The 21708-nt window shown below is 67.7% G+C and carries 20 protein-coding genes; 10 read left to right on the top strand and 10 right to left on the bottom strand.

What is annotated here, in order from left to right:
- Window positions 1-79: 79 nt before the first annotated feature.
- On the top strand, window positions 80-3244 hold the full coding sequence (locus tag STHE_RS13365; RefSeq protein ID WP_012873120.1) for a VPS10 domain-containing protein: 3165 nt from the start codon (window positions 80-82) through the stop codon (window positions 3242-3244).
- Between the two features lie 78 nt (window positions 3245-3322).
- Here STHE_RS13365 and STHE_RS18155 read toward each other — a convergent pair whose 3' ends face one another.
- Window positions 3323-4258, bottom strand: a complete 936-nt coding sequence (locus tag STHE_RS18155) for a universal stress protein (protein ID WP_169308209.1) — start codon at window positions 4256-4258, stop codon at window positions 3323-3325.
- 227 nt (window positions 4259-4485) lie between these two features.
- Here STHE_RS18155 and STHE_RS13355 point away from each other — a divergent pair, with 227 nt between their 5' ends.
- From STHE_RS13355 to STHE_RS13330, 6 genes are all read left to right on the top strand, one after another.
- Window positions 4486-5187, top strand: coding sequence for a response regulator transcription factor (locus STHE_RS13355; protein ID WP_012873118.1), 702 nt, complete (start codon window positions 4486-4488; stop codon window positions 5185-5187).
- Window positions 5188-7125 carry an ATP-binding protein gene (locus tag STHE_RS13350; RefSeq protein ID WP_012873117.1) on the top strand — a complete coding sequence of 646 codons (1938 nt, stop codon included), beginning with the start codon at window positions 5188-5190 and terminating at the stop codon, window positions 7123-7125.
- A 375-nt stretch (window positions 7126-7500) separates the two neighbouring features.
- Entirely contained in the window at window positions 7501-8022 is a 522-nt protein-coding gene (locus STHE_RS13345; RefSeq protein WP_012873116.1) for an Lrp/AsnC family transcriptional regulator, read from the top strand.
- Window positions 8023-8065: 43 nt separating this feature from the next.
- Window positions 8066-9355, top strand: coding sequence for an aspartate aminotransferase family protein (locus STHE_RS13340; RefSeq protein WP_012873115.1), 1290 nt, complete (start codon window positions 8066-8068; stop codon window positions 9353-9355).
- Window positions 9333-9947, top strand: a complete 615-nt coding sequence (locus tag STHE_RS13335; RefSeq protein ID WP_012873114.1) for an AlkZ-related protein — start codon at window positions 9333-9335, stop codon at window positions 9945-9947. The genes STHE_RS13340 and STHE_RS13335 overlap by 23 nt, the downstream gene beginning before the upstream one ends.
- 86 nt (window positions 9948-10033) lie before the next feature.
- On the top strand, window positions 10034-10264 hold the full coding sequence (locus STHE_RS13330) for an Lrp/AsnC family transcriptional regulator (protein ID WP_012873113.1): 231 nt from the start codon (window positions 10034-10036) through the stop codon (window positions 10262-10264).
- Between the two features lie 280 nt (window positions 10265-10544).
- Here the strand turns inward: STHE_RS13330 and STHE_RS18150 are convergent, their stop codons facing one another.
- The 6 genes from STHE_RS18150 to STHE_RS13305 form a co-directional block, all read right to left on the bottom strand.
- On the bottom strand, window positions 10545-11621 hold the full coding sequence (locus STHE_RS18150) for a ParB/RepB/Spo0J family partition protein (RefSeq protein WP_012873112.1): 1077 nt from the start codon (window positions 11619-11621) through the stop codon (window positions 10545-10547).
- Window positions 11614-12396, bottom strand: coding sequence for a ParA family protein (locus tag STHE_RS13320; RefSeq protein WP_012873111.1), 783 nt, complete (start codon window positions 12394-12396; stop codon window positions 11614-11616). Before STHE_RS13320 ends, STHE_RS18150 begins: the two co-directional genes overlap by 8 nt.
- Before the next feature lie 186 nt (window positions 12397-12582).
- The gene (locus STHE_RS13315) at window positions 12583-12810 is read right to left on the bottom strand and encodes a hypothetical protein (RefSeq protein ID WP_012873110.1); all 228 of its coding nucleotides are present in this window, start codon (window positions 12808-12810) and stop codon (window positions 12583-12585) included.
- A 462-nt stretch (window positions 12811-13272) separates the two neighbouring features.
- The gene (locus STHE_RS19090; protein WP_169308208.1) at window positions 13273-13413 is read right to left on the bottom strand and encodes a hypothetical protein; all 141 of its coding nucleotides are present in this window, start codon (window positions 13411-13413) and stop codon (window positions 13273-13275) included.
- Between the two features lie 236 nt (window positions 13414-13649).
- Entirely contained in the window at window positions 13650-14198 is a 549-nt protein-coding gene (locus tag STHE_RS13310) for an HdeD family acid-resistance protein (protein WP_012873109.1), read from the bottom strand.
- Between the two features lie 105 nt (window positions 14199-14303).
- On the bottom strand, window positions 14304-14606 hold the full coding sequence (locus STHE_RS13305) for a hypothetical protein (protein ID WP_148220096.1): 303 nt from the start codon (window positions 14604-14606) through the stop codon (window positions 14304-14306).
- A gap of 141 nt (window positions 14607-14747) precedes the next feature.
- Between STHE_RS13305 and STHE_RS13300 the strand changes: the two genes are divergently transcribed.
- From STHE_RS13300 to lgt, 3 genes are all read left to right on the top strand, one after another.
- Window positions 14748-15542, top strand: coding sequence for a sortase (locus STHE_RS13300; protein ID WP_012873107.1), 795 nt, complete (start codon window positions 14748-14750; stop codon window positions 15540-15542).
- Window positions 15543-15647: 105 nt separating this feature from the next.
- Window positions 15648-17426 (top strand): protein kinase domain-containing protein, encoded by a 1779-nt coding sequence (locus STHE_RS13295; RefSeq protein ID WP_012873106.1) that lies wholly within the window; start codon window positions 15648-15650, stop codon window positions 17424-17426.
- Window positions 17427-17664: 238 nt separating this feature from the next.
- Entirely contained in the window at window positions 17665-18474 is an 810-nt protein-coding gene (gene lgt / locus STHE_RS13290; protein ID WP_012873105.1) for a prolipoprotein diacylglyceryl transferase, read from the top strand.
- A gap of 185 nt (window positions 18475-18659) precedes the next feature.
- On the opposite strand, the gene fabF is transcribed toward lgt, so the two are convergent.
- The 3 genes from fabF to STHE_RS13275 form a co-directional block, all read right to left on the bottom strand.
- The gene (gene fabF, locus STHE_RS13285) at window positions 18660-19898 is read right to left on the bottom strand and encodes a beta-ketoacyl-ACP synthase II (protein ID WP_012873104.1); all 1239 of its coding nucleotides are present in this window, start codon (window positions 19896-19898) and stop codon (window positions 18660-18662) included.
- Between the two features lie 36 nt (window positions 19899-19934).
- A complete protein-coding gene (gene fabD / locus STHE_RS13280) occupies window positions 19935-20879 on the bottom strand; it encodes an ACP S-malonyltransferase (RefSeq protein ID WP_012873103.1) in 945 nt (314 codons plus the stop codon).
- A gap of 115 nt (window positions 20880-20994) precedes the next feature.
- Complete coding sequence (locus STHE_RS13275) at window positions 20995-21705, bottom strand: queuosine precursor transporter (protein WP_052295376.1); 711 nt, start codon at window positions 21703-21705, stop codon at window positions 20995-20997.
- Between the last annotated feature and the right edge of the window lie 3 nt (window positions 21706-21708).

Genomic DNA, 21708 nt, shown 5'->3' with positions numbered 1-21708 from the left:
TGCGGGCGGGAATCGGCGACAACACCGGCCGGCGATCAGCGTTAAGACACCACGCGATCCATGAGAGGGAGGATGCGCTATGCCCGACGGCTACACTGGACCACTCGATCCTGCCCTGCTGCAGGCGTTGGAGTGGCGACTGGTCGGACCCTACCGCGGCGGCCGGGTGGTTGCGGTCGCCGGTGACCCGCGCGACGTGGGCACCTTCTACTTCGGTTCCACCGGCGGCGGGGTCTGGAAGACGACCGACGGCGGCATGATCTGGGAGAACATCTCCGACGGGTACTTCCGCCGCGCCTCGGTCGGCGCTATCGCTGTCAGCGAGGCCGACCCGAACGTGATCTATGTCGGGATGGGCGAGGCCACCATCCGCGGCAACGTCTCCCACGGCGACGGCGTCTACCGTTCCACCGACGCCGGCCGGACCTGGCAACACCTTGGGCTGGCAGCGACCCGCAACATCGGCAAGGTGCGCATCCATCCCCACGACCCCGACACCGTCTACGTCGCGGCGCTCGGCCATGCCCACGGCCCCAACCCTGAGCGCGGCGTCTTCCGCTCCCGCGACGGCGGCCGGACCTGGGAACACGTGCTCTTCCGATCGGAGAACGCGGGCGCCATCGACCTCTCGATCGACCCGACCAATCCCCGCATCATCTACGCCGCCTTCTGGGAGGCGATCCGCCGGCCGCACGAACTGGTGAGCGGCGGACCGGGGAGCGGGCTGTTCCGTTCGACCGACGGCGGGGATACGTGGGAAGAGATCACCCGCAACCCCGGGCTGCCGCAGGGGCTGCTCGGCAAGATCGGCGTGGTCGCCTCGCCCGCGAAACCGGGCCGGGTCTGGGCCATCATCGAGGCCGAGGACGGTGCCGTCTTCCGCTCCGACGACTACGGCGATACCTGGGAGCGCCTCAGCGAGGACCGCAACCTGCGACAGCGGCCGTGGTATTACATGCACATCTACGCCGATCCCAAGGATCCGGACACGGTCTGGGTTCTCAACCTCGCCGCCTGGAAGTCCATCGACGGCGGCAAGACCTTCTTCCAGGTGGCAGTGCCCCACGGGGACAACCACGACCTGTGGATCGACCCCAACAACCCGCAGCGGATGATCAACGGCAACGACGGTGGTGCCTGCGTCACGTTCAACGGCGGCATGACCTGGTCCACTCTCTACAACCAGCCGACGGCCGAGCTCTACCACGTCACGGTCGATACGCAGGTGCCGTACCGCATCTACGCCGCGCAGCAGGACAACACCACGATCAGCCTCCCGTCCCGCTCGGTGACGGCCGGGATCACGCGCGCCGACTACGAGGAGGTGGGCGGCGGGGAGTCCGGCTACATCGCCGTGCGACCGGACAATCCCAACATCGTCTTCGCCGGGAGCTACGGCGGATTCCTCACCCGCTACGACCGGCGCACAGGGCAGCGGCGCAACATCGCCGTGTGGCCTGAGGCATCACTGGGTTGGGGTGCGAAAGACCTCAAGTACCGCTTCCAGTGGACGTACCCGATCGTCATCTCGCCGCACGACCCGAACGTGCTCTACGTCACGTCGAACGTCGTGCACCGCAGCACCGACGAAGGGGAGTCCTGGGAGGTCATCAGCCCCGATCTCACCCGCGACGACAAGTCGAAGCAGGAGCCCTCGGGCGGCCCGATCACCAAGGACGTGACCGGCGCCGAGTACTACAACACCATCTTCGCCTTCGCCGAGTCGCCGCTGCAACCGGGTCTCCTCTGGGCCGGCTCGGACGATGGACTGATCCACGTCTCGCGCGACGGCGGGCAGACCTGGCAGAACGTCACCCCGCCCGACCTGCCGGAGTGGGCCCTGATCTCGATCATCGAGCCCTCGCCGCACGACCCGGCCGTGGCCTACGTCGCCGCGACCCGCTACAAGCTCGACGACTTCACCCCGTACCTTTACAAGACCACCGACTACGGTCAGACCTGGACCCGGATCACGGGCGGCATCCCCGAGGACGACTTCACCCGGGTCATCCGGGAGGATCCGAACCGGCGGGGGCTGCTCTACTGCGGCACCGAGACGGGCATTTACGTCTCGATCGACGACGGGGTGCACTGGCAGCCGTTCCGCCAGAACCTGCCGGTCGTGCCGATCCACGATCTGGTTATCACTGGCACCAGCATCGTCGTCGCCACGCACGGCCGGTCGATCTGGGTGCTGGACGACGTGAGCCCCCTCTACCACCTGCCCGCCACGCTGGACGAGCCGGCCGCGCTGGTGCCACCCCAGACCACTACCCGGTTCTGGACGAACCGCGGCTTCGGCCACCGGGAGGCGGTCGGGAACAACTACTGGATGACCGGCGCGACGATGGTGACCTTCCGTCCGGAAGAGACGCCGGAGGGAACCAAGACCGAGCGGCTGCTCGACGCCGGGCAGAACCCGCCCGACGGCGTGATCGTCTACTACGCGCTCAAGGAGCAGCCGGAAGGCGAGGTCACGCTCACCTTCCTCGACGCCGAGGGCAACGAGATTCGCACCTTCTCCAGCAAGGAGCCCGAGCCCGCGGGAGAAGCGCAGGACGAGGCGCCGAAGGAGCCGCGGGTGCCGGCCAAGGCCGGGCTGAACCGCTTCGTCTGGGACATGCGCTATCCGGCACCGACTCGGGTCGAGGGATACGCCACGCCCGAGGCCAAGGTGCCCGGCCCGCTGGCGAAGCCCGGTCGGTACCAGGTCCGCCTCACCGTCGGCGACCGCACCTGGACGGAGTCGTTCGAGATCGTGAAGGATCCGCGGGTGTCCGCCACGCAGGAGGACTTCGACGCCCAGTTCGCGCTGCTCCTCCAGATCCGGGACAAGCTGTCCCAGACGCACGAGGCGGTCAACCGCATCCGTGCGATCAAGCGGCAGGTTGAGGACTGGGGCAAGCGCACCGAGGGGCTCCCGATCCATGAGGAGGTGGAGCGCAGCGGCAAGACGGTGGCGGATCGGCTGACCGCCATCGAGGAGGATCTGATCCAGGTCAAGGCCAAGGTCCGGGAAGACGCGCTGAACTACCCGCTGAAGCTCAACGCCAAGCTGGGCGCGTTGATGGGGGTCGTCGCCAGCGCCGACGCCCGGCCCACGCGACAGGCGGTGGAGTTGTTCGCCGAGCTCTCGCGCCAGGTGGACGACTGCCTTGGTCGCCTCGACGAGGTGGTCAAGACCGACGTGGCCGCCTTCAATGGCGTGCTCCGGGACGCAGGGATCCCACCGGTGGTGGCCTGAGGCCAACATCAGCGGGCGGCGAAACGGAAGGGGGCGGGCAAAATGCCCGCCCCCTCACCGCTCCTCCCTACCCCGGAATTAGGCCGTCCCAACCGGAGCGGTACCCGCGCGGGCCCACTCCGACACGCCCTCCCCGCGCACGCCGGGCGGCACCACCAGCACCGGCGCCGCACGGCTGCGCAGCACCTCGTCCGTCACGCTGCCGAACGCCCAGCGCTGCAGTCCACCCCGCCCATGTGTGGACATGACGATCAGATCTGCGCCGGTCGTTTGCGCCGCGCGGATGATCTCCTCGGCCGGGCGCCCGACGCGGACCTCCCAGACGATGCGAACGTCCGGTGCGCGGTGCTCCTCCACAACCGCATCGAGGTAGGCACGAGCCTCGTCCCGCACCTGCTCGGTCAACTCCCAGAACAGGTCACCGTCGACGGGCGTAATCGACACGCCCAGGCCCGCAAAGGGAGCCATCGAGTAGACCTCCGCGACCCGTACCAGCCCGAGGGTCGCCCCGGTCGCGCGGGCGATTGCCAGTCCCAGCGGCAGTGCCGCCTCGGACAGGGGTGATCCGTCGAGCGGCACCAGCACGTGCCGCATCCGGTCCCCGCTGATCAGGGGTGCTCGTACGATCAGCACCGGCACAGTGGCGGCACGGATGACCCGGTCGCTGACGCTCCCGAAGAGGAGCCGCCCGACCCCGCTGCGGCCGTGGGACGACATGACGATCATGGTCCTCGGCTCCTCGCGCGCCAGAGCCAACAGGGTCTCCGCAACCGGGCCAAGCAGGACGCGCGTCGCGACCGGAACCGCGCCGTCCGCAGCGATAGCTTGGGCTACGGCTGCGAGGTAGCGCTCGGCGTCTTCCCGGTCCGCCTCGGCCACGCCGGGGACCGGCGGCGACTCCACGACATGCGCCAGTACCAGGCTGCCCTGTAGCGTCTGGGCCAGGTAGCGTGCCGTCTCGAGTGCCTGCTCGGCGAGGGGGGAGCCGTCCAACGGTACAATGATTCGATCCATCGTCATCACACTCTTTCCGTGCGGCACCCCGGGATTCGGCGGTGCGTAGAGTGCTTCTGATCAGAGACTAACAGGCAGGCCGTGACACCGCCGGTTCCGAGGAAACCCGGGGCGTTACAATGCCGTATCAGTTTTTCTCGTCCAGACGGCGTAACGCGGGCGTCACGGGTATGCTTCGAAATTAAGGCAGACTGCCGGTGGCGCCCCCGCCGGACAAGGAGTCAGGTATGCGGAAGGATCTCGTTCTCGTAGCGGACGACGATGCGCCGATTCTGCGGTTGGTGCGCACCAAGCTCCAGGCGGACGGCTACAGCGTCGTCACAGCGATGAACGGCCGCGAAGCGGTGGAGATATTCGAGCGGGAGCGGCCCGACATCGTGATTCTGGACCTGATGATGCCGGTCATGGACGGATTCGAGGCCATGCAGCGCATCAGGCAGATGTCCAACGCGCCGGTGATTATGCTCACCGCGCGTTCCGGTCAGGCCGACAAGATTCGCGGCCTGGATCTGGGTGCCGACGACTATGTGACCAAGCCGTTCAGCCCGGACGAGCTGTCGGCCCGGGTAGCCGCCGTCCTTCGCCGGGCAAAGGGCACGGCCGCCCCGGCGACGCAGGTGCTCAAGTACGACCGCGTCACCATCGATCTGAACAACCGGCAGGTGACGGTAGACGGCAAAGAGGTTCGGCTGAGCCGGACTGAGTGGGAACTCCTGTACCAGCTCGCGAGCAACGCGGGGCGCGTCATGCTCCACAGCGAGTTGCTCTCGCGTATTTGGGGCCCGGAGTTCCGCGATGAGACCTACTACCTGCGCACCTGGGTCAGCCGGCTGCGAGCCAAGCTCGAAGACGACCGCGAGAATCCGCGATTGATCACGACATTCCCCGGCATGGGCTACCGGCTGGAGTCCCCGAGCGAGGAAGGCTAGATGCCACGGCTCACCGTCCAGCCCCTCCTGGCCGCGCTCGAGACCGCCCTGGGCGTGCCTGCCAGCACGCTTGCGTCCGCCGGCGCGGAGACCCGGCGCGCGGCGCTGCACGCGCTCGGCGCACACCAGGAGACGGACGGCGTTGCCGCGTTCACGGTGAGTGGCCGGCGCTACCTGGCGACACGCTACGGCCGCGGGCACGCAGCGATTGTGCTGCTCGGTCCTTTCCGCCGCCCCGAGGACGTACCGTGCGACGCCCCGGTGCTGGACGCTCCGGCCGAGGCACGGGCGCGGCGTGCTCTGGCGCAGGCCGGCGAGGGACTCAGCCAGGTGATGGCCGCTGAGCGCAAGCGCCTTGAACTTGCCGCCCAGGTGGAATTGATCGACAGTGCGGCTATCGCCATCACCGGGGAACTGGAACTCTCCACGGTGCTCCACCGCATCGTCGATCTCGCCCGCGATGTGGCAGGCGCGCGCTATGCCGCGCTGGGGGTCACCAACGAGCGCGGCGAGATCGTCTCGCTCATTGTGTCGGGGATGAGCGAGGAGGAGCAGGCGCGTGTTCCGCACATCCCGCACGGCCGGGGCATTCTGGGACGACTGCTCCGTGAGGGGAAGACGATCCGCCTCCGCGACCTGCGCACCAACCCGGACGCCTACGGCTTCCCCGAGGGCCATCCGGAAATGCGCAGTTTCCTGGGAGTGCCGATCACATCTCGCGGCCGGGTACTGGGAAACCTCTACCTCATTGAGAAGCGGTTCGCTCGCGACTTCACCGACGAGGACGTCCGGCTGGTGGAGTTGCTGGCGCGTTACGCCGGGGTCGCTATTGAGAACGCGGGCCTATACCAGCGCGCGGAGGCGCAGCAGGCGCGCCTCCAGGCGATCATCGACCAGCTCCCGGAGGCAGTGCTCCTCGTTGAGCCCAACCCCGAGCGGGTGACGCTGGCCAACACCCAGGCGGCGCACCTCCTCGGCTGGGAGATCCGCCCGCCGCTCGCGCTAGACGAGTTCCTGGCAGCCAACCCCCGTTTCCAGGTCGATGACACACCCCTGAGTCCCGCCGACATCCCGGTGGTTCGGGCACTGCGCTACGGCGAAACCTCCCGCCGTGAGATCCGCATGGTCCGCTCCGATGGCCAGGCGATCACCGCGCTCGTCAATGCCGCGCCGGTGCGCGACGCCGACGGCAAGATCACGGCCGCCATCGCCGTCTTCCAGGACATCACCGCGATCAAGGACGCCGAGCAACTCAAGGATGACTTCCTCTCGCTCGTCTCCCATGAGCTGCGCACACCGATGACGACGATTCAGGGGGGCGCACTGCTCCTGCTACAGAACGGGGCCGACCTCGACGAGGAGACCCGTCACGAGATCCTCACTGACATCGCCAATGAGAGCCGCCGCCTGGCCGGGCTGGTCGAGAACATGGTCCAACTGGCCAATATCCGCGCCGGACGGTTCGGCATGGACTCGGAGCCGGTACACCTACGCACGTTGCTCCAGCGGGCAATCGACGCGATGCAGGAACAGGATCCCGAGCACCCCTTCGTGCTCGACGTGGAACGCGACCTCCTCGCCCTGGGCGACCCCGGGCGGCTGGATCAGGTGGTGCGTAACCTGCTGCACAATGCGATCAAGTACGCACCCGCCAGAACCCCGATCGAGGTCCGCGCCGCCCGAGGCGACAATGGCACGGTCATCGTCTCGGTGCGCGACCACGGTCCGGGCATCGACGAGGAGGATCTGCCCTTCGTCTTCGAACGCTTCCAGCGCGGGAAGCAGGCTGTGCTCCGCCACACCGCAGGGATGGGCCTGGGACTTTACCTCAGCAAGCACCTCATCGAGGCCCACGGCGGCCAGATCTGGATCGAGCGACCACCCGACGGCGGCACCCGCATCCACTTCAGCGTCCCCGCGATCACGGACGACCTGTGACACCACAGCGGGGTACTCACCCGCTCTCGTGACGTCACCCTGCCTCCTGAGCGGAGCCGTGTCCGGCGGTCAGCCGGGCACGGCGGCTCCGTCCGAGCCGAAGGATCTTAGGGGCGGTAGCCCCAGCGCGAGCCCTTCGCTTCGCTCAGGACGACGCGTCCCCGAAAACAAGGGACATGCCGCGTTCGGCATCAACCCCGCGGGAACAACAGACGGGTTGGTAGCCGCTTCGACCTCTCGCCCCTGATTCAAGCCCGTGCACACGACTCGAATACCGGATTCCAGTCGATTCGACCGAATGCTCTTCACTTTTTCCACTGTTTCCGCTTACAATGCCCTCACCCACGCTTAGGGCTGAACGAAGGGCGAGAGGTTATGGCAAGATCGATCGATCAGATTGACCGTGCGATCATCGCATGTCTCCAGGCGGATAGTCGGACCCCGAGCGCGGAGATCGCGCGCCGGGTCGGTGTGGCCGAGCGCACCGTTCGTGCCCGGATCGACCGCCTCGTGAACGACGGCGTCCTCCGGCTGGTCGCGGTGCTCAACCCCAGGGCCATCGGCTACGGGGTCACTGCGGACGTCTTCCTCGAAGTTGAACTCGGCAAGGTTCAGGAAGTCGCGCAGACCGTCGCCGAACTGGAGGAGGTCGGCTACGTCGGTCTAACTACCGGCGACCGCGACATCAGCATCCAGCTCTTCGCCCCGTCAGTCGACGCCCTATATGACTTCGTGACCGAGAAGCTGAACCGCATCCCGGGCGTCTTGCGCGCCAAGACGTTCGTGATCCCCCGTGTCGTCAAGTCGATCTACGAGTGGGAACTGCCCGAGAATCTGCCGAGCGGAGTCGCCCGCGGCCAACAGACGCCGAAAACGGCCAACCGCTCGCGCGCGTGACCCCCGGGGCGCTGCCGCGCCGAATCAATCAGGAGTACGCCAGATGCAACCACGAAGCGCGGAGCAGGAACGGCTCCTCCACCGTGCTGCGAGCGCGGTCGGCGGGTGCCTTGGCACCTTCCGGCTCCCCGACGACCTGGCGATCGTCATCGCCCGCGGGTCGGGGAGCCGCGTCTGGGACACGGACGGTCGCGAGTTCATTGACTACGTGCTCGGTTCCGGCCCGCTGCTGATCGGCCACGCGCACCCAGCCGTGGTCGCAGCGGTCCAACGGCAGGCCGAACTCGGCTCGACCTTCTACACGCTCAACCAGCCGATCATCGAGCTGGCCGAGCGCATGATCGACGCGATCCCCTGCGCCGAGCAGGTGAAGTTCGTCAGCAGCGGCACGGAGGCGACCCTCCACGCCATGCGCATCGCCCGCGCCTACACCGGCAAGCCGCTGGTGCTCAAGTTCGAGGGGGGCTTTCACGGAGTCAACGACTATGCCCTGATGAGCGCGATGGCCCCGCGGCCGACCGACTACCCAAGGCCGATCCCGGACTCGGCCGGTATCCCGAGCGAGGTGGAGGCCGATGTGCTGGTGGCGCGCTGGAACGACGTCGACCTCCTCCGTGAGGTGATGGCCACCCACGCGGACCGCCTCGCCGCCGTGATTTGCGAGCCGCTGCAGCGGTCACTCGTGCCGGCGCCTGGCTTCCTGGCTGAGCTGCGCGAGCTCACCCGCCGCCACGGCGTGCTCCTCATCTTCGATGAGATCGTGACCGGTTTCCGCCTCGCCTACGGAGGCGGTCAGGAGCGCTACGGGGTGGTGCCGGATCTCGCCACCTATGGCAAGGTCATTGGGGGCGGCTACCCACTGGCGGCGGTCGCCGGCCCGGCAGAGATCCTGGCCGTGACCGACCCGACCCGCCGCGGGAAGGCACCCTTCGCCTACCTCAGCGGCACGCTCAACGGGAACCCGATCGGCGCGGTCGCCGGGCTGGCCACGCTCGACGTGCTGCGCGCCCCCGGTACCTACGAGCGGCTGTACGCGACGACCGAGCGACTCACGTCGGGGCTGCGGGCGCTGGCTGCCGAGCGCGACATCCCGATCTTCGTCGCCGGGGATGGTCCGGTATTCCAGGTCTTTTTCACCGACGCGCCCGTACACGACTACCCGGGCGTGCTCAAGACCGACCGCGCCCGCGCGCGGGCCTTCGGGCTCGCCTGCGTCGAGCGCGGCCTGTTCCTCAATCCGGGCGAGAAGTTCTACGTGTCCCTCGCCCACACCGACGAGGACGTGGACCGCACCCTGGAGATCTTCGCCGATGCGCTCGACGCCATCGCGTGACGCCGCACCCATTCGGGACCGCTGGGTCCGAACCGTGGAGGACGCCAAGCGCTTCGTGGAGGAGGTCGGCCTCTGCCTGATCTTCAGCGAGTCGGGGCGCCTCGGTTATCCGACACTGTGGGATGTGGTCGACGCGCCCGACAAGCGCCCCGGCGAGCGGGGCTTCGGCGAGCGCACGAATCTCGTCTGGCGGCTGAAGAACGATTTGCCGGCCATGTACCCGGACGAGATCTTCTACGGCAAGCTCGCCAACGGGCGCGCGATGCTCTGCACCATCGAGCGGCTGGAGGAGATCATGCGGGAGCAGCGCCGCGAGCCGGACGAGGTGAGCCGCGACGCGCGCCGGCTCCTGACCGTCATCGCAACCCGGCCGATTACCAACCGCGAACTGCGGGCCGAGGCGGGCTTCGAAGGACCGGGCGCGGAGCGCCGCTTCAACCGCGCCCTGCAAGAACTCCAGGTCGCCATGCTGATCGCCCGCGTCGATACCGACCCCGATACCTGGTTCCCGTTCGACGCCGCCTATCCGGGGCTCGCGGAGCGCGCGCGGGCGGCCAGGCGCCGGAGCAGCGCAGGCTCCCGTGCCCGCTGATCCGGGAGCGGCGTTGTCGGCCAGAGCCGATCGTACGATGCCGGCGACGCGGACCTGGCGGCGAGACAGCGGATCGGAGGCTTGTGGTGGCACGCGCGTACGTCCTGGTCAAGGCGGACGTCGGCCACGTGGAACGTGTCCAGGAAGCGCTGGCACAGCTGCCGGGGGTACGCGACGCGGACATCGTGACCGGCGAGTACGACCTGATCGTCGTGATCGAGGTGCCCGACGCGCGGGAGATCGGCCGGTTGATTATGCGCGAGATCCACGGCCTCCCCGGCATCATCAGCACCAACACCTACGTCGTTGTCGGGTGAGGCGTCATACCGGACCGAATGTCGGTGATGGCCCGGCTTCGTAGCATCCTGAGGTGGTGTTGTCATCCTGAGCGAAGCGATGGATCTCTCGGTTGGGTGGTCCGCAGCGCGAGATCCATCGCTTCGCTCAGGGTGACATCGGCTGTTCAAGTGGAAACGCCAAAGTGCCAATACGTCCTTGCGAATACCATGAGAGCCGGCATTCTGCCGGCTCTCGTCCATTTCGGGTGCGTATGAGTACCGCGGAAGGCGGCAAGGTGCCGGATTTCCGGGTGAACGCTCACCCCTTCTTGGGATCGAGCGCGGCCCCGATCAACTCGCGGAGGGCACGCAGGCGCGGAGCCAGAGCGCGCCGCTCACGGGCCGGGAGGGGCGCCTGCGCCAGCTGCGCCAGGGACAGGGCCAGGGCGCGCGTTTGCGCGTCCAGCAGATCCTTGTCTGGGGCCGGTGCCCCGGCACGCGCCACCGCGGACTGGATGTAGTCACTGTCGTCCGGCGCGGGCGCGGCTTCACCAAGTGCCCGCGCAAGAGCGGCCGCGACGCTGGACGGCCCCGCATCGCGCGCCGGGCGACGCTCCACGACCTCCCGCATCGCCCGCAACCGCTCGACAAGTGCGGGCGGCTCCATAGCCGCGAATTCGGGGTCATCGCGGATCGCTCGGGCGAGCCGCTGGGCCTCGTTCTGCCCCAGGCCCTCGTCAACGATAAGGCGCGCCAGCGCGGCCTGCGCCGCGGGTGCGAGTCCCTGGAGCACGCGGCTCTGCTTCTCCGAGAGCCGACCGGCGCGGATATCCTCCTGCACCGCATCGGGCAGCTTCTCGGTCCCCAGCAACTGGAAGAGGCGGCTCCGCTTGATGCCGACCGCTTCGGCCACCCGCTCCCAGGATGCGTCACCCATCTGGGCTTTGAGCGCACGAAGCGCCGCGGCGCGGTCGACAGCATTCAGGTCCTCGCGGACCACGTTCTCCATGAGCTGCTGCAGAAGGCGCCGCTCCTCCGGCACGTCGCGCACGACCGCCGGGATCGCGGTGAGGCCAGCCATCTGTGCCGCGCGCCAGCGGCGCTCGCCGTGGAGGATGACGTACCGGTCGCGCTCCTCGTCATAGCGGACCGCGATCGGCTGGAGCACACCCTCCTGTGCGATCGACGCCGCCAGCTCCTCCAGCCGCTCCTGATCGAAGGTGCGGCGTGGCTGATGCGGGTCGGGCTCGATCCGGTCGAGCCGGATCTCCTTGGCGGTGACGAGATCGCTGACGCCCACCGCACGGGGTGAGGTGTCCTGGAACAGCGCGTCGACGGTGAAGCGGCGGCGGCGCGCCGCGGGCCGTTCGACCACGCTGCGGGCTGGCTCAGACATGGGCCGGGCTCCCTACGCGCGCCTCCAAGATGCTCGCGACCTCCCGGTAGGCGGCCGACAGCGGCGACCGCGGCATGTACTGGAGGATCGAGGTGTGCTCCGCGATCGACTCGGCCCCCTTCACGGAGAGCGGGATGATCGGCAGCAGCGGCAGCTCAGGGAACTGCTCCCGCAGCGTGTCGATCATGTCGGCCGCGAGCCGCGACGAGTGATGAACCTTCGTCGGGAGGAAGCCGATGACCTCAAGCTTGGGGTTCAGCCGCCGAATGCGTCCGATCGTGTCGAACAATCGCCGCAGCACCATGAGCGAGAGGGGATGCGGCTCGATCGGGATCACCAGCGCGTCCGCCGCGACCAGGATGTTGATACTCAGGATGTTCAGCGCGGGCGGGCTGTCGATCAGCACGTAGTCGTAGGGTAGAGGCTGCGCCGCGCCAAGCTTGTCCGAAAGCCGCCGCTCTCGCTCCAGGACGTTGAGCAGCTCGAGTTCCGCGGCGGCGAGGTCGGGGTGGCTCGGGATCAGGTCCAGGCCCTCGATACGGCTGGCCAGGATCGCCTCCGCCACGGGCAACTCCTCGTCGGAGAGGAGATCGTAGATCGAGAGGTCGAGCGCGCCGACGTCAATGCCGAGCGCCATCGTCAGGCTCGCCTGCGGATCGAGGTCGATCGCCAACACCCGGCGCCCGCGCTCGGCCAACGCCGCGCCGACGTTGAGCGTGCTGGTGGTCTTGGCGGTCCCACCCTTCTGGTTGAAAAAGGCGACGATCGGCGGCATGGTAGACTGTCCCCCCGTCAGCCATGTACGTACATTGGCGTCACCATCATAGCAGAGGCCCGCGTGCGAGTCCAGGGCGACCGTGCCAGCCAGTCACGTCGCGGCCCCAAAAAAACGTCCCGGGCTACGAGTTGGCTCGTAGCCCGGGATCTCCAGTGCGACAACCGCAGCGTCATGACCGGTCACCTATCCTGCCGAGGAGAGGCGGCCCTCCGGCGAGATGATGTCGGCCAGCGACTGCCCAGCGACCCAGGCGCCCAGCCGCATGACGGCCGCGCCAACCGCCAGGCGCATTCCGCCCGCGCGCCGCGCCTGCATCACCTGGCGCATCATCCGCCGTTCCTCCGCCTCACGCAGCCAGCGCTGCTGTCGCTCGGCGGCCAGCCTCTCGTTGACGAAGTGCATGTGATCCATGGTCAAGCCTCGCTCTTTCCGAGCACCGGCGACGTTGCCGGTGCTCCTCCATCTATCGCGGGTCTCCCGCGCATCGGCGCCTTTCGCTCTCATCGAGCTGCGGCGTCTTCACCATCGCATCGGCCCCCTTTCGACAATCCGGGCAAACAAAAACCCGGATCGAGCGGATCGATCCGGGCTGCCACAGACAGAGACGGCGGCGCGTCACATGACGTACCTCAGGGGCAGCCGGATCGAAGGCCGAACAACGGCAACGAGAGTGACGTCACTGCACCACACCATTGTTCGCTCCTTCCGACTGACACCCAACCCGGGGACCAGCGTCCCCGAGAGACCAAGCCATCGTAGCAATGCTTCGCGTGTACCGCTACTGTCCCATGAGGCCGTGTACACCTGTCCAAGTGGACAGTAGCGACCGGCCCCGCGCTGGTCGCGCGGGGCCCGCAACGGCGATCCGGCGTACTACGATATGACACAGAAGGGCTCAGGATCAGCGCCGACGCCGCGCTCGACCTCGGCGACCGGGTTGCCCTCTACCAGCACGCCCGCGGCTGCGACCGCTGCCGCGTCGCGCTCGCCAGCCGCGACGGGCGGACCCTGCACTACCTCAGTTCCCAAGACACGCCCGCAGCCTACCCGCTCTGGGTCGGACCCGACGAAGTGTGGTTCGCCCTGGGCGAGGGAGAGGATTCCCACATCGTGCGGGTCACCGTGCGGTAGGGGCGGGGCTCGTCCCCGTTCGGCGCATGTCCCTGCCCATGGTAGCCATCGCAGCCACCGTCAGACGGAAAGGCAGCGGACCGGGCTCGGCGAGCCCGGTCCGCACCCCGTGGTCGGAGTCACATTGCGGGTCGCTGCTCCCCCATGCTGCGGAGCTGCCACGCGAGCACCAGCAGCAGGATGCCGAAGACGATCGCGTAGACACCGATCACCCAGAGCACCGCCAGTGCCCCAGAGCTGGGGAACAGGATCAGCAACACGCCGAAGATGATCGAGATGACGCCAGCCAGCCCGAGCCAGAGCGTTCCGCCCCCGACCTCGCGGAGCTGCACAGCGCCGATCACCTCGGCTAGCCCGGTAACGATCGCCCAGGCCGCGATCAGGTAGAGCAGCGCCAGAGCGGTTAGGCTTGGCCAGACGAAGGCGGCAAGGCCGGCCAGGATCCCGAGAACGCCCTCGAACGCGAGCGGCCCCCACCGGAGATCCCGCCGGGCGGCGCGAAAGGCCGCGACGATGGCGAAGATCCCGTCGAGCAGCGCGTATACGCCGAAAAGTGCGATGAGGAAAGCCAGCGTCACGTCCGGCCACACGAGTGCCGCCAGGCCGAAGAGGATGGCGACGACGCCGCGGACAGCCACCGCCCACCAGTTACGCGACAACGCCAGCATCGCGAGCACCCCTTTCCACCCCTGCCACGACCGATATCTGTGGATTGCGTAACTGTGATGTCCCGCATGTTGCTTGCCAGCGCTGCGCGGCGGTGTGGGGCTGCGCTATCGACGCTTTTTTCGGCGCCGCGGCTTCTGCGCCTCCTCGCGGACCGGCTCCTGGCTCAACTCCTCCATCTCGTCGATCACCGTGTCCTCTTCGTCCAGGTACTCGATGGTGTATCGTCCGGAGCGCACCGCGTGGACGGCCTGAAGGGTGTCGAAGACCTCGAAGGTCAACTCGTCGAACCCAATCGCGCCGTGCAGGTAACCGAGGAACGAATCACGAAGCTCATCCACCAGCGTGGAGACGATCTGTTCTTCGTCGGCAGCCGCTTCGCTGAGCAGCCGATCTTCCTGGTCGCTCACCACGCACCTCTCTCCGCTTCAGTCCCGTGTCGATGCGGAGGGCAACAAGCACCTTGGGTGCCATCGCGCTAGCCATCCGATCAGAGCACCGATCCGTTATGCCTACAGCGGCCCGGATATCGAGGACGAAAGCGATCGGCGATGGACGAGCAAGAAACCGGCGGAGAACAGCGACGCGCGCCACGACACAGGGGCAGCACGCTCGGAAGCGTGCTCATCGTGCTGGGCATCGTGCTGCTGGGCGCGGCTGTCAGCCTGGCCGCCGCCGGAGGACGTCCCGCTGGCCGGGTCGCCAGCGTGACGCCACCACCCGACCGCATCGCCACGCCGGGCAGCACGCTCGCACCGCCGGTCATCCAGGCCGCTCCGGCAACCACGCCGACGCCGCCCCAGGAGACAAGCGCCGCGACGACCACGCCTGCCCCCGCCACTCCCGCGCCATCGCCGACGGCGATACCCACCCGAACGCCGGTGCCCGACCGGCCACACGCGACGCAGATCAAGATCCCGGCAATTGGGCTGGATGCGCCGATCGTCGAGGTCGGCTACGACGTGGTCGAGATCGAAGGCGTCCGGGTCATCCAGTGGCAGGTCGCCGACTACGCAGCCGGGCACCACAGCACATCCGCCGACCCCGGCGAGGGCGGGAACATCGTCATCGCCGGCCACGACGACTGGCGCGGCGAGGTGTTCCGCGATCTGGAGCACCTGACGCTCGGTGACCATGTGATCCTGGTGACGCCGGAGGGCGAGCACACCTACGCCGTGACCGAGATCGTCTACCGCAAGGAAGCAGGGATGCCCATCGCCACCCGGATCGCGACCGGGCAATACTTCGCGCCGATGCCGGAGGAGCGGCTGACGCTCGTGACCTGCTGGCCCTACGGCATCGACGACCACCGGCTCATCGTGATCGCCAAACCAGTGCGCCCCTAGCCGGGTATCCCGGCCGCCTCGTTCGACCCCGCGGGACCAAAGCCGTACAATCTCCGGTCGGGAGGGAACCGGCATCGGGTCGGACCAGACCGAGAAGGAGACGGCGTGTCCCTGACGCTGCCACACACTCTGGCCGGACGCTACCGGCTCACCGCACGCATCGGCGAAGGGAGCTTCGCCGAGACGTACCTGGCCACCGATACCTCACTCGGACGGCAAGTCGCCGTCAAGGTGTTACGTGAGCAATACGCCAGCGATGTCCGAGTCGCGGCCCGCTTCGAGCGCGAGGCTCGCGCAGCGGCGTCCGTCACGCACCCGAACGTCGTCGATGTCTACGACTACGGCCGCGACGGCAACACGCTCTACATCGTCATGGAGTGGGTCGACGGCACCGACCTCAAGGAGCACATCCGGCGGCGCGCGCCGCTCCCGGTGCCGGAGGCCACGCGGCTGATCCGCGAGATCCTGCAGGGACTGGGCGCCATCCACCGGGCGGGGATCATCCACCGAGACGTGAAATCCCAGAACGTGCTCATCGCCCAGTCGGGCACCGCCAAGCTCACCGACTTCGGCATCGCTCGCGGAGCGCTCGACACCGGGCTGACCGATACCGGCATGGCGCTGGGGACTGCTGCCTACATGGCGCCCGAGCAGGCCAGCGGCCAGCCGCTCACGCCTGCTGCCGATATCTACGCCGCAGGCGTCATTCTCTTCGAGATGCTCACGGCGCGGCTGCCGTTCCCGGGGGACAACCCAGTCCAGGTCATGTTCCAGCACGTGAACGATCCGCCGCCGCGCCCGCGCACGCTCAACCCCGACATCCCGCCTGGGCTGGAACTGGTCGTGCTCCGCGCGCTCGCCAAGGACCCGAGCGACCGCTTCCAGTCCGCGGCTGAGATGGAAGCCGCACTCGAGCGCACGCCGAGCGCGGACGAGGCGACACGGATCCTCGCCGCCGCGACGGCGCCGGTTTCGGGCCCCGGTGCAACGCGTGCCATGCAGCACACGGGCAGGGCCGCCCGCACGGCGCAGCCGCCTGGATCGCCGCCCCCACCCCGCCGCCGGACGGCCGCGGCGGTCCCGGACCCAACGCCGACCTGGCCGCTCGTGCTCCTGGCCGGAATCCTGATCCTGCTCGGTATCGGCGGCATCGCCCTGCTCGCCATGGGCGACGGCAACGGAGACACCGCGCCTAGCCCGACACAGGAGCTTCCCGCGGTTACGACCGCGACACCGGAGCCGACGCCGACACTTGAGCCGACCCCGACGCCCGAGCCGACCCCGACACCGACACCCACGCCGGAACCAACGCCGACGCCAACGCCCGAGCCGACTCCGACGCCGACACCGGAGCCAACACCGACGCCGGAGCCGACTCCCGAGCCAACGCAGGATCCGGGCACGCCGATCGGCAGCCCCGCGCCGGAGGCGCTCGCCCGGTCCCTCACGGTCGGCGCGCGGGATGTCGAACTCGACGGCGAGGACTTCGAGGGTGCGCTCGTGCCGGGCGAGGGGTCTAACCGCCAGGGCAACATCCCGGACAAGGCGGCGTTCCTCTTCGGGGGCCAGAGCGACTATCACACGGGGACGGCCACGTTTGACGTGTCAGAGTCCAATCGCCCCGTCGTCGTCCTCCAGATCACCGGCACCGACGATCTAGCCCAGCGGAAGGCGCCCATCCGGATCACCCTCAACGGACAGCTCGTCTGGGAGGGTGATAACCCGCTGCCCAATGGCGAGTCCGGCAATGCCTACTGGATCATCCAGGACCGCTCCGTCCTGCGCGACGGCGAGAACCGGCTGGTGATTGCTAACACCTCTCCGAACGGCGACGCCCCCCAGGCCCCCTGGATCCTCATCGAGCGCGTCACGCTGTTCTATTGATGCGTCATACGTCATGCGTCACTCGTACTGCGTATTGCGTGTTCCGTGTTCCGTAGTTCCGTCGTGCTCCCCTCTCTCCTGGTGGGCTCCGTTCGAGAGGGGCCGGGGGTGAGGAGGGACGCATGACGTATGACGTATGACGTATGACGTATGTCGAACGACGAATGCCGAATCACCCACACCCGCCCGGCCTGTGGCACACTAGGCGCGGGATTCGGTGAAGCGCGGAGGACAGGCGGTGTTCCACTTTACGATCGGAATGGATCCCAATCTCGCCCGCATTGGACCGTTCGTGCTGGCATGGCACGGACTGCTGACGGCCTTCGCCATCGTCCTCGCCGTCGTCGTGATCTATCGTGAGTTTGCTCGCCGCGGGCTGTCACTGGAGAAGTTCGACGGGCTGGCGTTCTGGACCATCATCGGCGGTATCCTCGGCGCGCGACTGTTCTACGTCATCGACCATGCCGATTACTTCGTGGACCACCCGCTGGAGGCCTTCGCCATTCAAGAGGGCGGCCTGGCTGTTTACGGCGCGGTCATCGGCGGGTTCTTCACCGTGCTCCTGCTGACACGCCTTTTCGGCTATCCCTTCGGGCAGGTGATCGACGCGATCGCGCCGGGGTTGATCCTGGCCCAGGCAGTGGGCCGCATCGGCTGCCTGATCAACGGGGACGCCTGGGGCGCGCCGACCGACGGACCTTTCTCCCTGACCTACACTCACCCCGACGCCCTGCTGCCCAGCAGCCTGCACGGCGTGCCGACCCATCCGTACCCGATCTACGACATGGCCATGAACCTCATGATCTTCGGGGTGGTGGTCTGGCTCAACCGCCGGCGCCTCCCGGCAGGGACGACCTTCGCGGTCTTCGCCCTGCTCTACGCCGTGACCCGCTTCGTCATCAGCTTCGTGCGCCAGGAGCGGATCTGGTTCTGGGGGCTGCAGGAAGCACAGGTGGTGTCGCTGGTCGTGCTGGCCGTGTCCGCCGTCGCGCTCTTCATCCTCCTGCGCCGCCGCCAGCCCTCCACCGAGCCGCTCACGGCTGACTAAGCACCGTTCGCGCTCCGCAGCGTGTGACGCTCAGGCCCTTGAGCCGATGTCATCCTGAGCGGAGCCGGGCCCGACGAGATCGAAGGATCTCTCGTCGGATACACAACAACCCCCTCTCCCTTAGCCTGGTCCTGAGGACCATGGGCCAATCGGGAGAGGGGGTTATTGGCTGAAGGCCGGTCCTGCTATCCCTCGTACCGGCGGAAGACGGCGACGGCGTTCTGGCCGCCGAAGCCGAAGGCGTTCGCCATGGCGACGTTCACCTCGGCCTTCCGCGGTGTGTGCGGCACGTAGTCGAGGTCGCACTGCGGGTCCGGCTCATCGAGGTTGATGGTCGGCGGGATCACGTTGTCCCGGATCGCGAGCGCGCAGACGACACCGGACACCGCGCCCGCGGCACCCACCAGGTGCCCGATCATGCTCTTGGGTGAGCTGATCGCCACACGGTAGGCCGCCTCACCAAAGACAGACTTGATTGCTTCCGTCTCCGATACGTCGTTGAGCGGAGTGCTCGTCCCGTGCGCGCAGATGTAGTCGACGTCCTCGGGGGTCAGGCCGGCACCGGCGATCGCCTGGCGCATGGCCCGCGCCGCGCCGAGGCCGCCCGGCAGCGGGGCGCTGATGTGGAAGGCGTCCGCGGTGAGCGCGCCGCCCGCAAGTTCGCAGTAGATGCGCGCGTCGCGGCGCCGGGCATGTTCCTCGGTCTCCAGCACCATGACCGCCGCGCCCTCGCCGAAGACGAAGCCGTCCCGGTCCTTGTCGAAGGGGCGGCTGGCCCGCTTCGGGTCATCGTTCCGCTTCGAAAGCGCTCCCATGTTGCCGAAGGCGGCCACCGCCACGGGGTCCATCCCCGCCTCGGTGCCCCCGGCGATCATGACGTCTACCTCGCCGAGCTGCAGCATGCGCAGTGCGTCGACAAAGGCCTGGGTGCCGGCCGCACAGGCCGCCACCGACGCCATCACAGGCCCGGTGATGCCGAAGGTGATGGAGACCTGGCAGGCGCCCATGTTCGGGGCGAACATCGGGATGAAGAAGGGGCTGACTCGGTTCGGCCCGCGGCTGTGGTGGACGAGAACTTCGCGCGTCAGCGTCTGGATCCCGCCACCGCCGGTGTTGATCATCACGCCGACGCGCTCGCTGTTGCTCTGGTCGATGGTCAGGCCGGCGTCTTCGATCGCTTCCCGCGCCGCTGCGACCGCGAACTGCGAGTAGCGGTCCATCCGACGCGCGGCCTTGAAGTCCATGTGGTCTCTAGGATCGAAGTCGGTCACCTCGGCTGCGATCTGGACCTCGAGATCACTCGGATCGAAGGACGTGATGCGATCGATTCCCGAGACACCGTCCAGGAGGTTGCGCCAGAACGTCGGATAGCCGATCCCGATCGGCGTGACCGCTCCCAGCCCGGTGACGACGACACGATGCACCCTTGTTTCCTCCCGATTCCCCGTATTCCCCGTACCCTAGATCCCGAAATCCTTCGCGCTCATTACCTCGACATCGCTCCGGATGCGCCGGATCAGCCCGCCCAGCACCTGGCCCGGCCCGATCTCCAGGAAGGCGGCTGTGCCGTCGTTCGCCATCTCACGCACCGAGTGGGTCCACTGGACCGGGCGAACGACGTGCGCGGCGATTTCCTTCCGGATCTCGTCGACCGTGGTCATGAAGCGCCCGGAGATGTTCGCCACGACTGGCACCTGCGGCTCACGCAGGGGGATCTTGTTGACCAGCTCCGCCAACTGCTGAGCCGCGCGCTCCATCAACGGCGAGTGGGATGCGATTGAAATGTCGAGCCGCACGACCTTGCGGGCGCCCCGCTGGCGGGCCAGCTCCATTGCCCGCTCCAGCGCGGCGTTCTCGCCGGAGATGACCGACTGTCCGGGGCAGTTGTCGTTAGCCAGCACGACGGTCCCGACCTCGGAGGCTTCCTCGCAGATGGCTTCGAGGGTCTCGCGATCCAGACCCAGGACGGCCGCCATCCCGCCCGGCTGGAGATCCCCGCACTCCTTCATCAACCGGCCGCGCTCCCGCACGAGGTAGAGCGCATCGGCGAAGTCGAGCACACCCGCGGCCACCAGCGCGGTGAACTCGCCGAGGCTGTGTCCGGCGACGAAGGACGGCACGATATTCACATTGAGCGAGCGCCACCGCTCGCGCAGGGCTTCCAGGTAGGCGAGGCTGACCGTGAGGATCGCCGGCTGGGCGTTGATGGTGTCGCCCAGCTCCTCAGTCGGCCCGTGAAAGCAGAGCGTGGACAACGGGAACCCGAGGATCTCATCAGCCTGCTGGAAGACCTTCCTGGCAGCGGCCGACTTCTCATAGAGGGCCTTACCCATGCCGACGTACTGGCTCCCCTGTCCGGGGAACACGAACGCGATCCGCTTTGAGATCACGCTCCCGAGGTCCATCGCTCGCCCTACCCCTATCGCCCTATCCGCCACCCATCCGCGCACGGCTCGACCGCATATGGAGTGCCGCGCGTATCATACCATGCACTCTCACGTGTTCGGTGCGACTGCGTTGTCAACGGAGCCGCAGAGGCGAAAAATCGGTGCCGTAGTCGTAGGTGTCTACCCCTTCGCGCCGCTTGAGCGTGTTCACCACGAGATAGGTCAGAGGCGTTGCCAGGACCTCGTAGGCAGACTTGACGAGCCAGGCAGTGACCATTAACGGCACGAGTTCGCCCCCAGGGATGGTTCCCACGAAGGCGATTGTGATGAAGACCAATGAGTCCGCCCCCTGGCCCACCAGCGTGGAGCTGATGGTCCGCATCCAGAGCCAGCGCCCCTGCGTCACGATCTTCAGCTTGGCCAGCACCACGGCATTGAGGAATTCGCCTACAAGGTAGGCGGCGAAGGAGCCAGCCAGGAGCCGCGGCGTGAAACCGAGGATGCGCTCGTAGGCCGCCTGTCCGTCCCAGATCGCCGCCGGCGGCAGGACCTGGGTGATGACGATTGAGCCGACCGCGAGCAGGTTGCACACGAACCCCAGCCAGATGACGAGCCGGGCTCGGCGGAAGCCGTACACCTCGGTCAGGACGTCGCCGAAGATGTAGCTCAAGGGGAAGAGCGTCACGGTGCCGGCCGGCACGACCAGCCCGCCGATATCGACCAGCTTCACCGCCACGATGTTGGCCGTGATCAGTGAGGTGACGAACAGCGCGGCGACCACCACAAACAGGGCGCTGAAGTGTTCGTCCTTTGTCCGCTCCACCTCGGATCTCCGCCGTCCCATCAC

Source organism: Sphaerobacter thermophilus DSM 20745, from assembly GCF_000024985.1.
GTDB classification, from domain to species: Bacteria; Chloroflexota; Chloroflexia; order Thermomicrobiales; family Thermomicrobiaceae; genus Sphaerobacter; species Sphaerobacter thermophilus.
Note: the sequence above shows the minus strand (reverse complement) of the source record. Positions and strands in the feature narration are given on the sequence as shown.

Bases quoted from the DNA above. Each gene is read 5' to 3' on its own strand.
- STHE_RS13365 (WP_012873120.1), top strand. From the start codon at position 80: ATGCCCGACGGCTACACTGGACCACTCGATCCTGCCCTGCTGCAGGCG.
- STHE_RS13350 (WP_012873117.1), top strand. From the start codon at position 5,188: ATGCCACGGCTCACCGTCCAGCCCCTCCTGGCCGCGCTCGAGACCGCC.
- STHE_RS13335 (WP_012873114.1), top strand. From the start codon at position 9,333: ATGCGCTCGACGCCATCGCGTGACGCCGCACCCATTCGGGACCGCTGG.
- STHE_RS18150 (WP_012873112.1), bottom strand. From the start codon at position 11,621: ATGTCTGAGCCAGCCCGCAGCGTGGTCGAACGGCCCGCGGCGCGCCGC.
- STHE_RS13340 (WP_012873115.1), top strand. From the start codon at position 8,066: ATGCAACCACGAAGCGCGGAGCAGGAACGGCTCCTCCACCGTGCTGCG.
- fabD (WP_012873103.1), bottom strand. From the start codon at position 20,879: ATGGACCTCGGGAGCGTGATCTCAAAGCGGATCGCGTTCGTGTTCCCC.
- STHE_RS13275 (WP_052295376.1), bottom strand. From the start codon at position 21,705: ATGGGACGGCGGAGATCCGAGGTGGAGCGGACAAAGGACGAACACTTC.
- STHE_RS13355 (WP_012873118.1), top strand. From the start codon at position 4,486: ATGCGGAAGGATCTCGTTCTCGTAGCGGACGACGATGCGCCGATTCTG.
- STHE_RS13310 (WP_012873109.1), bottom strand. From the start codon at position 14,198: ATGCTGGCGTTGTCGCGTAACTGGTGGGCGGTGGCTGTCCGCGGCGTC.
- STHE_RS13345 (WP_012873116.1), top strand. From the start codon at position 7,501: ATGGCAAGATCGATCGATCAGATTGACCGTGCGATCATCGCATGTCTC.
- STHE_RS13315 (WP_012873110.1), bottom strand. From the start codon at position 12,810: ATGGATCACATGCACTTCGTCAACGAGAGGCTGGCCGCCGAGCGACAG.
- STHE_RS13300 (WP_012873107.1), top strand. From the start codon at position 14,748: ATGGACGAGCAAGAAACCGGCGGAGAACAGCGACGCGCGCCACGACAC.
- STHE_RS13320 (WP_012873111.1), bottom strand. From the start codon at position 12,396: ATGCCGCCGATCGTCGCCTTTTTCAACCAGAAGGGTGGGACCGCCAAG.
- STHE_RS18155 (WP_169308209.1), bottom strand. From the start codon at position 4,258: ATGGATCGAATCATTGTACCGTTGGACGGCTCCCCCCTCGCCGAGCAG.